Annotated in this window: 12 protein-coding genes and 2 tRNA genes; 10 read left to right on the top strand and 4 right to left on the bottom strand. The window is 54.1% G+C overall.

Annotated features, from left to right (window positions below):
* The first annotated feature begins 49 nt into the window (after positions 1 to 49).
* Positions 50 to 126 (top strand) — tRNA-Asp (locus tag FD744_RS24735).
* A gap of 7 nt (positions 127 to 133) precedes the next feature.
* Positions 134 to 209: transfer RNA gene (locus tag FD744_RS24730), tRNA-Trp, on the top strand.
* A gap of 126 nt (positions 210 to 335) precedes the next feature.
* Here FD744_RS24730 and hdfR read toward each other — a convergent pair.
* A complete protein-coding gene (gene hdfR, locus FD744_RS24725) occupies positions 336 to 1,157 on the bottom strand; it encodes an HTH-type transcriptional regulator HdfR (protein ID WP_034820037.1) in 822 nt (273 codons plus the stop codon).
* Positions 1,158 to 1,278: 121 nt separating this feature from the next.
* On the opposite strand from hdfR, the gene FD744_RS24720 reads away from it, so the two are divergent.
* Complete coding sequence (locus FD744_RS24720; protein ID WP_034820034.1) at positions 1,279 to 1,617, top strand: DUF413 domain-containing protein; 339 nt, start codon at positions 1,279 to 1,281, stop codon at positions 1,615 to 1,617.
* A gap of 30 nt (positions 1,618 to 1,647) precedes the next feature.
* Here the strand turns inward: FD744_RS24720 and FD744_RS24715 are convergent, their stop codons facing one another.
* Complete coding sequence (locus FD744_RS24715; protein WP_160869942.1) at positions 1,648 to 3,168, bottom strand: YifB family Mg chelatase-like AAA ATPase; 1,521 nt, start codon at positions 3,166 to 3,168, stop codon at positions 1,648 to 1,650.
* Positions 3,169 to 3,495: 327 nt separating this feature from the next.
* On the opposite strand from FD744_RS24715, the gene ilvL reads away from it, so the two are divergent.
* From ilvL to ilvA, 6 genes are all read left to right on the top strand, one after another.
* The gene (gene ilvL / locus FD744_RS24710) at positions 3,496 to 3,594 is read left to right on the top strand and encodes an ilv operon leader peptide (protein WP_071531048.1); all 99 of its coding nucleotides are present in this window, start codon (positions 3,496 to 3,498) and stop codon (positions 3,592 to 3,594) included.
* Between the two features lie 149 nt (positions 3,595 to 3,743).
* The gene (ilvG, locus tag FD744_RS24705) at positions 3,744 to 5,390 is read left to right on the top strand and encodes an acetolactate synthase 2 catalytic subunit (RefSeq protein WP_160869940.1); all 1,647 of its coding nucleotides are present in this window, start codon (positions 3,744 to 3,746) and stop codon (positions 5,388 to 5,390) included.
* Positions 5,387 to 5,644, top strand: a complete 258-nt coding sequence (gene ilvM / locus FD744_RS24700) for an acetolactate synthase 2 small subunit (RefSeq protein WP_034820026.1) — start codon at positions 5,387 to 5,389, stop codon at positions 5,642 to 5,644. Before ilvG ends, ilvM begins: the two co-directional genes overlap by 4 nt.
* 18 nt (positions 5,645 to 5,662) lie before the next feature.
* Positions 5,663 to 6,592: a branched-chain amino acid transaminase gene (locus tag FD744_RS24695; protein WP_034820022.1), complete on the top strand. Its 930-nt coding sequence runs from the start codon at positions 5,663 to 5,665 to the stop codon at positions 6,590 to 6,592.
* 61 nt (positions 6,593 to 6,653) lie between these two features.
* Positions 6,654 to 8,504: a dihydroxy-acid dehydratase gene (ilvD, locus tag FD744_RS24690; protein ID WP_097119460.1), complete on the top strand. Its 1,851-nt coding sequence runs from the start codon at positions 6,654 to 6,656 to the stop codon at positions 8,502 to 8,504.
* A gap of 6 nt (positions 8,505 to 8,510) precedes the next feature.
* Complete coding sequence (gene ilvA, locus FD744_RS24685) at positions 8,511 to 10,058, top strand: threonine ammonia-lyase, biosynthetic (protein ID WP_160869938.1); 1,548 nt, start codon at positions 8,511 to 8,513, stop codon at positions 10,056 to 10,058.
* On the opposite strand, the gene ilvY is transcribed toward ilvA, so the two are convergent.
* A complete protein-coding gene (gene ilvY / locus FD744_RS24680) occupies positions 10,059 to 10,940 on the bottom strand; it encodes an HTH-type transcriptional activator IlvY (RefSeq protein ID WP_160869936.1) in 882 nt (293 codons plus the stop codon).
* A gap of 161 nt (positions 10,941 to 11,101) precedes the next feature.
* On the opposite strand from ilvY, the gene ilvC reads away from it, so the two are divergent.
* Positions 11,102 to 12,577 carry a ketol-acid reductoisomerase gene (gene ilvC / locus FD744_RS24675; protein WP_097119457.1) on the top strand — a complete coding sequence of 492 codons (1,476 nt, stop codon included), beginning with the start codon at positions 11,102 to 11,104 and terminating at the stop codon, positions 12,575 to 12,577.
* 252 nt (positions 12,578 to 12,829) lie between these two features.
* Here ilvC and FD744_RS25750 read toward each other — a convergent pair.
* On the bottom strand, positions 12,830 to 12,943 hold a 114-nt coding region (locus FD744_RS25750), incomplete at its 5' end, for a hypothetical protein (RefSeq protein ID WP_237449408.1).

Genomic DNA, 12,943 nt, shown 5'->3' with positions numbered 1-12,943 from the left:
CGAAACACCCGAAGTCAGAACGGTTTTCTGATTTTGGTACAGAATCGGTGGAGCGGTAGTTCAGTTGGTTAGAATACCTGCCTGTCACGCAGGGGGTCGCGGGTTCGAGCCCCGTCCGTTCCGCCACCCTTTTAGGGGCGTAGTTCAATTGGTAGAGCACCGGTCTCCAAAACCGGGTGTTGGGGGTTCGAGTCCCTCCGCCCCTGCCAGAAAACAATCCTTTGCTTCGGCAAAGGATTTTTTTTGTCCAAAATTTGGCATTTACCTCATAACTTCGTCAGTGAAAAGGGTTTGAGTTTCACTGCGCGACACTCAAACCCCTCTCAATTTCTGCTTTATTGCGTCAATACTGGAAATTTAAGCAGCTGACGAATATGTGCTTGTTGATCGCTATTCTGCAGCCACACCGCATAGAGTGGACGAACGGCAACGGGTGTATCTGGAATAACCATCAAATCACTATAAATGCTGTGCCATGAATCCGGTAAAAACGCGCAGGCGCCGGTAGTGTGGAGTAATTCACGTGTCACATGCGCTGAAGTTGTGGTCAATACTGGCACATCATCACTGGATAAATAACTTTCATGTTGATGAAAATCCGCACCCCATTCCAGTTTAATGTAATCATATTTTTCACGTTTCTCAGTCTTACGTGCGCGGAAGAGCGCGAGTGAAATATGACCAATCTGTTGGCTGGTTAATTCATCCATTTTGGGCGCTTCGGTGGTGATTAAAAGGTCCAACTGACGCTCATGTAATTGCTTTACCAGCAAATGCCGTTGTGCGATACGTGCTTCAAGGTGAAGGCTTTCACGGTTCTCATAAAGCGTTTTTAACCAAGGGGTTAGATAAGCTTCCCACAACGACGCGCTGGCACCTATCGATAGCTCATGATGCTGTTGTGTATGTGAAACTTCCTTTTTAGCCATCAGCCAGGTACTCATCAGGCTCTCTGCATAGGGTAATAAACGCTCACCCGCAGAAGTCAGCCGAATATTATTTCGATGACGGGTGAAAAGGTTGACTCCCAACTGATTTTCCAGCTGACGAATGCGAAAACTAACGGCAGATTGCGTGAGGTAAAGCGCTTCAGCAGCACGCCCGAAATGGCGTGTTCTGCTCACTTCGAGGAAAGTTTTCAGTAATTCCGTATCCACAGCATTCTCCCAAAAAATGTTTGTCGTACTGATTTAAATGTTTTGTTTTACACTCTGTCAAGCCTATCTAATACTCCGCGCCATAAATAGCACGGCCATAAGAGAGTCGGGAGCGTGTAAAATGGCGGATAGCTTCGCAACAACAAATCGTTTCTTTGATAACAAACATTACCCTCGTGGTTTTTCGCGTCATGGTGATTTCACCATTAAAGAAGCTCAGCTTCTGGAACGCCACGGTTACGCCTTCAATGAACTGGACCTCGCCAAGCGTGAGCCAGCGACTGAAGAAGAGCGTTCGTTTTTAGAAGTATGTCGTGGTCTGCGTGAGCCGCAAACGGAAGCTGAACGTGTCTGGTCGAAATATACCGCACGTATTAAGCGTCCTAAGCGTTTCCACACATTGTCTGGCGGTAAGCCGCAGATGGACACTGTGGAAGACTTTAGCGATAGCGATGATTAAAAAATAGCGGGGCTTCTAAAGCCCCGTTTTTTATTCCAGACTGTTGTGCAGAAAGATTAGCAACCGGTCAATGCTGCGATAACCCACCGCCTCCTGCAAATGCTGTCGTGAAATCGTCTCCTCCCCTGCCAAATCGGCAATCGTCCTGGCGACTTTCAAAATGCGTTGCCACGCGCGCACAGAAAGACCCAGCGAATTCAATACAGCTTCCAGCCATATAGCATCGTCCTGTCTCAGTACACAGCACTGGGCAATCTCCGGATTAGATAAATGCGCGTTTATTTTGCCTGCTCGCTCAGTTTGCCTCTGACGAGCAGCAAGGACGCGTTTAAGTACCGTCTCGCTGCTCTCACTGACCTCCTGTTTTTGACTTAAGGTTCCACTGGGTAGCAACGGGATTTCCAGAGACAGATCAAAGCGATCAAGAAACGGACCTGAGAGCCGGCTCAAATAGCGCAGCACCTGTTGCGGCGTGCATCGATTATGACTGCCTTGATAATGCCCGGTAGGGCTGGGGTTCATGGCGCCAATTAACTGAAAGCGCGCTGGATAAGTGACTTTGGCGCGTGTACGGGAAATCGCAATCTCGCCGGATTCAATGGGCTCGCGTAATGCATCCAGTACCTTGCGGTCAAACTCCGGGAGTTCATCCAGAAACAGGACGCCATTGTGCGCCAGAGAGATCTCACCAGGCCGGGGGATTGCTCCCCCTCCCACTAACGCATACAGCGAAGCGCTGTGATGAGGTGCTCTGAATGGCCTTCTGCGCCAGTGATGATGGAGGTTTCGGCTGCTGACCAGGCTATTAATCGCTGCGCACTCCAGCGCTTCCTGGTCGTCTAAGGGCGGCATAATGCCGGGCAGGCGGGTCGCCAGCATGGTTTTCCCTGTGCCGGGCGGTCCAAGCAGTAATAGGTTATGCCCGCCAGCGGCAGTGATCTCCAGGGCGCGACGTCCTTGTTCCTGACCGATGATTTCGCTGAGGTCCTGGCTTTCCTGTTGCAGCGCCTCAGGTTGAGAATACGCAACGGTGAGTGTCGACTGGTTATGCAGGAAAGCGCAGATCTCGAGCAGATGTTTACCGACGAGCGTTTCCCCTTGTTTGATCAATCCGACATCCTGTTGATTCTCTTCAGCTAACACCATCTGCCTGCCGGCTTGCAAAGCGGCCATCGCAGCTGGAATAGAGGCCTGAACGCCACAGAGCGCGCCGTTGAGTGCTAACTCCCCCAGGAACTCATAGTGCGCCAGTTTCGCGTCAGGAAGCTGCTCTGAGGCCGCGAGAATCGCAATGGCGATGGGAAGGTCGTAGCGCCCACCTTCTTTTGGCAGATCGGCAGGAGCCAAATTGATGGTGACGCGTTTAGCAGGGAAGGTGAATCCGCTATTGATAATGGCACTGCGTACCCGTTCCCGCGCTTCCTTTACCGTGGTTTCAGGCAAGCCAACCAGCGTTAAAGCGGGCAACCCCTTGCTGATATGCACCTCAACCGTTACCAATGGCGCCTGTACGCCGAGCGCCGCGCGAGTGAGAACCTTTGATAAAGACATAACCACTCCTTGTTGTCTTCATCATGCGAGGAGTAAATTCAGATTGCGAATGCGATTAAAAAACATCAGCGCCGGATTCCAGTGAATCGGCGGTTTTTACAATGTTTTCGCCGCAGTTGAGGTCGATATCGCAGAATTAACAGAGAGGTTTCGCAGTGTGCGTAATGAAAATTTTTCACAACTTAAAATAACCTTTAACTTACAAGGCGATAACCCACACCCATTGCTTACGTCATAAAAAAACATTATGAAAATAATTGTCAACGCGTAGATAACTATGGTAACTCTGTAGGTATTACTTCGAACAATCGAAAAAACAGACAACACATGAAAGCCCTTCTACAAGTGATTAGCCTAGTCGTGATTAGCGTGGTGGTGATTATTATCCCACCGTGCGGGGCATCGCTTGGAGAAAGAAAGGCTTAAAAATCAAGCCCGGAATTCCAAAAACCCCCGCACCGAAAGGTCCGGGGGTTTTTTTTCGACCTGGCTAAATATCAGCGAATCAGCGAGGAACAGATTATGAGCAGTAGCATAAAATTCTGTTGTTCCACCAGGAATACAGGAGAATAACGATGACAGGTGCACAGTGGGTAGTTCAGGCTTTACGCGCGCAGAGTGTCGACACAGTGTTTGGCTATCCTGGCGGCGCAATCATGCCAGTGTACGATGCGCTCTACGATGGCGGCGTGGAACACCTACTGTGTCGTCATGAGCAAGGTGCAGTGATGGCGGCAATTGGTTATGCCCGTGCCACCGGTAAAACTGGCGTGTGTATCGCCACTTCCGGTCCCGGCGCCACTAACCTGATCACCGGTTTAGCAGATGCGTTTATGGATTCCATCCCAGTTGTCGCGATCACCGGTCAGGTTTCATCTGCGTTCATCGGCACCGATGCCTTCCAGGAAATCGACGTTCTCGGCCTGTCATTAGCCTGCACCAAGCACAGTTTCCTGGTTGAATCCCTCGAAGATTTGCCTTCCGCGATGGCCGAAGCCTTTGCCATCGCCCAGTCTGGCCGTCCCGGTCCGGTTCTGGTGGATATCCCGAAAGACATCCAAATTGCTAGTGCCGATTTAACCCCACACCTGTTGCCGGTTGAAGAGGCGATCAGTCATTCGCCAGAGCATATCGCGGAAGCCCGCGCATTAATGGCGCAGTCGCATAAGCCAATGCTGTATATCGGCGGCGGTGTTGGCATGGCACAAGCGGTGCCTGCATTACGTGCCATGGCTGAAGCAACCGGCATCCCAACGGTGTCCACGTTGAAAGGCCTGGGAAGCGCAGACGCCAGCAGCGATCTCTATCTTGGCATGTTGGGTATGCACGGCACCAAAGCTGCCAACCTTGCCGTGCAATCGTGCGATTTACTGATCGCCGTTGGCGCGCGTTTCGACGACCGCGTCACCGGTAAGTTAGACACCTTCGCCCCGCATGCGAATGTCATTCATATCGATATCGATCCGGCCGAGTTGAACAAATTGCGTCGTGCGCACGTTTCGTTGCAAGGTGATTTGAACCAGGTGCTGCCCGCGTTGAGTATGCCGATGCAGATTGAGGGCTGGCGCACCGAAGTAAAAGCGATGAAAGCCGAGTTTGACTGGCGTTACGATCATCCAGGCGAGGCCATTTACGCGCCGCTGCTGCTGAAACAGCTCTCCGATCGTAAAGCAGACAGCGCCGTGGTGACCACCGATGTGGGGCAGCACCAGATGTGGGCTGCGCAGCACATGAGCTTCACTCAGCCAGAGAACTTCATCACCTCCAGCGGCCTGGGTACCATGGGCTTCGGACTGCCAGCCGCCATCGGCGCGCAGGTTGCCCGCCCGCAAGACACCGTGATCTGCGTGTCAGGCGATGGCTCAATCATGATGAACATTCAGGAGTTGGGCACCATCAAGCGCGGTAAGCTGCCGGTGAAAATCCTGCTGCTGGATAACCAACGTTTAGGCATGGTGCGCCAGTGGCAGCAGCTGTTCTTTGATGGCCGCTACAGTGAAACCATCCTCACCGATAACCCCGATTTCCTCACGCTGGCCAGCGCCTTTGATATCCCAGGCCAGCACATTAGCCGTAAAGATCAGGTCGACGCCGCGATAGATGCTCTGCTGAACAGTGAAGGTCCTTACTTCCTGCATGTTTCGATTGATGAGCATGAAAACGTCTGGCCATTGGTACCGCCGGGTGCCAGCAACGCAAACATGATGGAGAAAACCGCATGAATCAGCATCAATTGTCTATCGAAGCCCGCTTCCGCCCTGAAATATTGGAGCGCATTTTGCGTGTTGTCCGCCACCGTGGCTTCCAAGTGTGCTCGATGAACATGGCATCTGCGATCAACGCTGAGAACATTAATATCGAGATGACCGTTGCCAGCCAGCGTTCGGTCGATTTACTGTCTTCGCAGTTAAGCAAACTTATGGATGTCGCTTGTGTCGAGATCCAGCAACAGACATCACAACAAATCCGCGCTTAGTCGCCAAAGGAAATAACAATGAGTACGAAGAAAGCAGACTTTATTTGGTTCAACGGGGAGATGGTTAAGTGGGAAGATGCCAAGGTCAGCGTCATGTCTCACGCACTGCACTACGGTACTTCAGTGTTTGAAGGCGTACGTTGCTACGACTCACACAAAGGCCCAGTGGTGTTCCGTCACCGTGAACACATGCAGCGTCTGCACGACTCCGCCAAAATCTATCGTTTTCCTATCGCCGCCTCTGTTGATGAGCTGATGGAAGCGTGCCGCGAAGTGATTCGCGTGAACAAACTGAAAAGCGCTTACATTCGTCCATTGGCGTTTGTTGGCGACGTAGGCCTGGGTGTGAACCCACCAGATGGCTACACCACCGACGTGATCATCGCTGCTTTCCCATGGGGTGCTTACCTGGGTGCTGAAGCACTGGAAAACGGTATCGATGCGATGGTGTCTTCATGGAACCGTGTTGCACCGAATACCCTGCCAACCGCGGCTAAAGCCGGTGGTAACTACCTCTCCTCACTGTTGGTCGGCAGCGAAGCGCGTCGCCACGGTTATCAGGAAGGTATCGCTCTCGACACCAACGGCTATATTTCAGAAGGTGCTGGCGAAAACTTGTTCGAAGTGAAAGATGGCATTCTGTTCACGCCGCCGTTCACTTCTTCAGCCCTGCCAGGTATCACCCGTGACGCCATCATCAAGCTGGCGATCGACCTGGGTATCGAAGTGCGTGAGCAAACGCTGTCGCGTGAATCTCTGTATCTGGCTGATGAAGTGTTCATGTCGGGTACTGCGGCAGAAATCACCCCGGTACGTAGCGTTGACGGCATTCAGGTCGGTGCGGGCAAACGCGGTCCAGTGACCACCAAAATTCAGAGCGCATTCTTCGGCCTGTTCACTGGCGAAACCGAAGACAAGTACGGCTGGTTGGATCAAGTTAATCCATAACAAGACAGTTACGCGGGTGCAGCTGCGCCCGCGTCATATTTCAGACTGGAGTAAATAGAGCATGCCTAAGTACCGTTCTGCCACCACCACCCATGGTCGTAACATGGCGGGTGCACGCGCCCTGTGGCGCGCCACAGGAATGACCGACGCCGATTTCGGTAAACCGATTATCGCCGTGGTTAACTCATTCACCCAATTCGTGCCGGGCCACGTGCACTTGCGCGATATGGGCAAGCTGGTGGCTGAGCAAATCGAAGCCGCCGGTGGTGTCGCCAAAGAGTTCAACACCATCGCGGTGGATGACGGTATCGCCATGGGTCATGGCGGCATGCTGTATTCACTGCCTTCGCGCGAGCTGATCGCCGATTCCGTGGAGTACATGGTGAACGCGCACTGCGCCGATGCCATGGTGTGTATCTCTAACTGCGACAAAATCACCCCCGGCATGCTGATGGCGTCACTGCGCCTCAACATCCCGGTGATCTTTGTGTCCGGCGGCCCAATGGAAGCCGGTAAAACTAAACTGTCCGATAAAATCATCAAGCTGGATCTGGTTGATGCGATGATTCAGGGTGCTAACCCGAATGTCAGCGATGAAGACAGCGATAAAATCGAACGCTCTGCCTGCCCAACCTGTGGTTCTTGTTCAGGGATGTTCACCGCGAACTCGATGAACTGTCTGGCCGAAGCGCTGGGTCTGGCACAGCCAGGCAACGGTTCACTGTTGGCGACCCACGCCGACCGTAAAGAGCTGTTCCTCAACGCCGGTAAGCGCATCGTTAGCCTGACCAAAAAGTATTACGAGCAGGATGATGAGCGCGTACTGCCACGCAACATCGCCACCAAAGCGGCATTTGAGAATGCGATGACGCTGGATATCGCCATGGGCGGTTCCACCAACACCGTTCTGCACCTGCTGGCAGCGGCGCAGGAAGGCGAAATCGAATTCAACATGTCAGATATCGACCGCCTGTCGCGCAAAGTACCGCACCTGTGCAAAGTGGCACCGAGTACGCCGAAATATCACATGGAAGATGTGCACCGTGCTGGTGGCGTTGTCGCGATTCTGGGCGAGCTGGATCGTGCCGGGCTGATCGATACCAGTGCGCGCAACGTTCTGCAGCAGAGCATGCGTGAGACCCTGGATCAGTACGACATCATGCTGACCCAAGACGAAGCGGTGAAGAAAATGTTCCGCGCGGGCCCAGCCGGCATCCGTACCACCCAGGCCTTCTCACAAGACTGCCGTTGGGACACACTCGATGATGACCGTAAAGAGGGTTGTATCCGTACTCGTGAGCACGCCTTCTCTCAGGATGGCGGTCTGGCCGTGCTGTACGGCAACATCTCAGAAGATGGTTGTATCGTCAAAACCGCCAGCGTTGATGCTGAGCTGCTGACCTTCAAAGGTCCAGCCAAAGTTTATGAAAGCCAGGATGACGCGGTAGATGCGATCCTCGGCGGCAAAGTTGTGGCGGGCGATTGCGTGGTGATCCGTTACGAAGGGCCAAAAGGCGGTCCGGGCATGCAGGAAATGCTCTATCCAACCACCTATCTGAAATCCATGGGCTTGGGTAAAGCTTGTGCGTTGATCACCGATGGTCGTTTCTCCGGTGGTTCTTCCGGTCTCTCTGTCGGTCACATCTCACCTGAAGCGGCGAGTGGCGGTACCATTGCGCTGATCCAGGATGGCGACATGATTGAGCTGGATATCCCGAACCGTCGTATCCATCTGGATCTGCCAGACAACGAAATCCATGCGCGCCGTGAGAAAGAGCTGGCACGTGGCGAAGCGGCTTACACCCCGCACAATCGTGAACGTGCGGTTTCGTTCGCGCTGCGTGCTTATGCATCACTCGCGACCAGCGCTGACAAGGGCGCGGTACGCGATAAGTCCAAGCTGGGAGGCTAACAACTGATGGCTGAGTCTCAACCGCTACCCGCGTCGCCTAACGGCGCGGAGTATTTGCGCGCGGTGCTGCGTGCGCCTGTGTACGAAATTGCCCAGGTCACGCCGCTGCAAAAAATGGAAAAAATTTCATCGCGCCTTGGCAACACCATTCTGGTGAAGCGTGAGGATCGTCAGCCGGTGCACAGCTTCAAGCTGCGCGGGGCGTACGCGATGATTGCCGGGCTGACCGAAGAACAAAAAGCACGCGGCGTAATTACGGCTTCGGCCGGTAATCACGCGCAGGGCGTGGCGCTTTCGGCCAGTACGCTTGGCATCAAATCACTGATTGTGATGCCGTTGGCCACGGCAGACATCAAGGTTGATGCAGTGCGCGCATTTGGCGGTGAGGCTTATCTGTTTGGTGCTAACTTCGACGAGGCAAAAGCCAAAGCGATTGAGTTGGCCGAGCAGCAGGGTTACACCTTTGTGCACCCGTTTGACCACCCGGCAGTGATTGCCGGGCAGGGCACGCTGGCGATGGAACTGTTGCAGCAGGATGCGCATATCGATCGCGTCTTCGTGCCGGTCGGTGGTGGCGGTCTGGCGGCGGGCGTGGCGGTGCTGATCAAACAGCTGATGCCACAAATCAAAGTGATCGCGGTTGAGTCGGAAGATTCGGCCTGCCTGAAAGCGGCACTGGATGCTGGCGAGCCGGTTGATCTGGCGCGCGTCGGTTTGTTTGCTGAAGGTGTGGCGGTGAAGCGCATTGGCAGCGAAACCTTCCGCCTGTGCAAAGAGTATCTCGATGACATCATCACCGTGGATAGCGATGCCATCTGCGCGGCGGTGAAAGATCTGTTCGAAGATGTGCGTGCGGTGGCGGAACCTTCGGGTGCGCTGGCGCTGGCGGGCATGAAGAAGTACATCCAGCAGCACGACATCAAAGGCGAGCGCCTCGCGCACGTCTTGTCGGGCGCCAACGTCAACTTCCACGGCCTGCGCTATGTGTCGGAACGGTGTGAAATTGGCGAACAGCGCGAAGCGTTGCTGGCGGTCACCATCCCGGAACAGCAGGGCAGTTTCCTGCGTTTCTGTCAGACGCTGGGTGGCCGTTCGATCACCGAGTTCAACTATCGCTATGCGGATGCCGATAACGCCTGCATCTTCGTCGGGGTGCGCTTAACGCGCGGTCTGGAAGAGCGCAGTGAGATCATCAGCCAGCTCAGCGAAGGTGGCTACCAGGTGGTGGATCTGTCAGATGATGAGATGGCGAAGCTGCACGTGCGCTACATGGTCGGCGGTCGTCCATCGAAACCGCTGCGCGAGCGCCTGTTTAGCTTTGAGTTCCCGGAAGCTCCGGGCGCGCTGCTGAAGTTCCTGCAGACGCTCGGCGCACACTGGAATATCTCGTTGTTCCACTATCGCAGCCACGGTACCGATTTTGGTCGCGTGCTAGTGGCCTTCGAAGCCAACGATCAAGAGCCGGATTTCGAAACCCATCTCACGGCGTTGGGCTACGAATGGCACGATGAAGCGAACAACCCGGCATTCCGTTTCTTTCTCGCCGGGCAGTAACTACAGCAGGTTCCAGAAAGCACTGATAAGCGGCTCCCCGAGCCGCTTTTTTTGTACGCACACGCCCAGTTCCAGCGGCGCGACCGACTCCACATTCTCCAGCGTCAGTACGCGATTGCGTACCGGCTCCGGGCTGTTCTCCAGCACCACATCCGGCAGCAGCGCGATGCCACATCCCAGCGCTACCATCGATACAATCGCCTCATGGCCAGAAACCGTGGCGTAAATTTGTGGATTGGGAATGCGATGGCGACGGAACCACAAATCAATACCGCGCCGTGCAGGCCCTTGTTCTGGAACGATAAAGGGGATCTGTGACCAGTCGGGATTGTCCTGCGTTGCCTGGCCTCGCACCGGACAAGGCAGCGCCGGGGCGATCAGCACCAGCGGAATAATGCCTAATGGCGTAAAATCTATGCTGGCTGGCAGCGATTCAGGACGACCGGCAATCGCTAAATCCGCTTCGCCCGACTGCACCATCTCAATCGCATCGGCGGCGTCACCGGTGGTGAGTTTGATTTCCACCTGTGGATGTTCTGCACGGAAGCGATCGAGAATTGGAGGCAGATGGCTGTAAGCGGCGGTCACCGAGCAGAACAGGCGCAGCTCGCCGCTCAGTGAAGGGCCGTTCAGATCCATCACGTGGCGCAGCTGTTGATATTGCAACAAGGTTTGCTGAGCAAATTGCTTGAGGCGCTCGCCGGCTTCAGTGAGCGTCACGGTGCGGTTATCACGCAGGAACAGCGCGTGACCGACATCTTCCTCAAGGCGCTGAATCTGGCGAGAGAGCGTGGAAGGGCTGACGTGCATAGCACGCGCGGTGCGACCAAAATGACAGCTTTCGGCCAGATGAAGAAAGAGCTTCAGGTCTCGTAAATCCATGCGCGTTTCACCTCAACGTGTTGTTGCAAATTCTGCAATGTGACCTTGCTAATATATCAATTTAAGCAATAGATTTCCTGTCATATGATGGGGTCATTCGCGGCACTGAATACGGTGTCGTTACCGAACAAAAGCAAACACAACATCTAACCGGAGTACCCATGGCTAACTACTTCAACACATTGAATCTGCGCAACCAGTTAGCGCAGTTAGGCAAATGTCGTTTCATGTCACGCGATGAATTCGCGGATGGCGCTAGCTTCCTGAAAGGCAAGAAAGTCGTTATCGTTGGCTGTGGCGCTCAGGGTCTGAACCAGGGCCTGAACATGCGTGACTCCGGTCTGGATATCGCTTATGCACTGCGTGCTGAAGCGATTGCTGAGAAGCGTGCTTCTTTCCGCAAAGCGACCGATAACGGTTTCAAAGTGGGTACTTACGAAGAGCTGATCCCACAGGCGGATCTGGTGGTTAACCTGACGCCAGACAAGCAGCACTCAGCGGTAGTTAAAGCGGTACAGCCTCTGATGAAAGATGGCGCAGCGCTGGGCTACTCACACGGTTTCAACATCGTTGAATCGGGTGAAACTATCCGTAAAGATATCACCGTGGTGATGGTAGCACCGAAGTGCCCAGGTACCGAAGTGCGTGAAGAGTACAAGCGTGGTTTTGGTGTGCCAACCCTGATCGCGGTTCACCCAGAAAACGATCCAAAAGGCGAAGGCCTGGCGATTGCTAAAGCCTGGGCTGCTGCCACCGGCGGCGACCGTGCTGGTGTCCTGGAATCTTCCTTCGTTGCAGAAGTAAAATCTGACCTGATGGGCGAGCAGACTATCCTGTGCGGTATGCTGCAGGCCGGTTCACTGCTGTGCTTCGATAAGCTGGTGGCTGAAGGTCACGATGCGGCTTATACCGAAAAACTGATTCAGTTCGGCTGGGAAACTATCACCGAGTCACTGAAATTCGGTGGCATCACCCTGATGATGGATCGCCTGTCTAACCCGGCGAAAATCCGTGCTTACGCACTGTCTGAGCAGCTGAAAACCATCATGGCTCCGCTGTTCCAGAAGCACATGGATGACATCATCTCTGGCGAATTCTCTTCCGGCATGATGGCTGACTGGGCGAACGACGACAAAAACCTGCTGACCTGGCGTGAAGAGACCGGTGCAACTGCATTCGAGAACGCACCACAGTTCGAAGGTAAAATCGACGAGCAAGAGTACTACGACAAAGGCGTTGTGATGGTTGCCATGGTGAAAGCGGGCGTTGAGCTGGCCTTCGAAACCATGATCGATGCAGGCATCATTGAAGAGTCTGCTTACTACGAATCACTGCACGAGCTGCCGCTGATCGCGAACACCATTGCACGTAAGCGTCTGTATGAAATGAACGTGGTTATCTCTGATACCGCAGAATACGGTAACTACCTGTTCTCCTTCGCGGCAGTTCCACTGCTGAAAGAGTTCATGACCACCCTGCAGCCGGGCGATCTGGGCAAAGCGATTGAAGGCACTCAGGTTGATAACGCGCAGTTGCGTGACGTCAACGAAGCCGTACGTCAGCACCCAATCGAAGCGGTTGGCCGTAAACTGCGTGGCTACATGACCGATATGAAACGCATCGCGGTTGCTGGCTAATCCCCGCACGACACCGTTTTCAGCACAAGAAGAACCCCGGCTTGCCGGGGTTTTTTTATGCCTGATCAGATAGGTTTCTCACAGCCAACCACGACAAAACTCTATCAAGCAGTAACGCCATGGCGATCACGCAGTCCGGGGCCGCTTAGGGTCTGGCGTCCTCGCGCCGCTAACGCGGTGCCCTCATGTCATCCGCCCGTATCTCAATTCCGACCCAATAAAAAACCCGGCCTGAGCCGTAATGCCAGTCAGTTAAGCCTGACTGGCATTTTTTCTTCTGGCTGTCGGATATTTATAGGGTCTCTCTTTCACCACCCTTGGGAACGAGCGCTCCCGTCGTCCCGGTAGTCTGACCATCTCTGCTAT

Origin of the sequence: Pantoea sp. Taur, from assembly GCF_009830025.1 — a bacterium.
Taxonomy (GTDB): domain Bacteria; phylum Pseudomonadota; class Gammaproteobacteria; order Enterobacterales; family Enterobacteriaceae; genus Pantoea; species Pantoea communis.
Note: the sequence above shows the minus strand (reverse complement) of the source record. Positions and strands in the feature narration are given on the sequence as shown.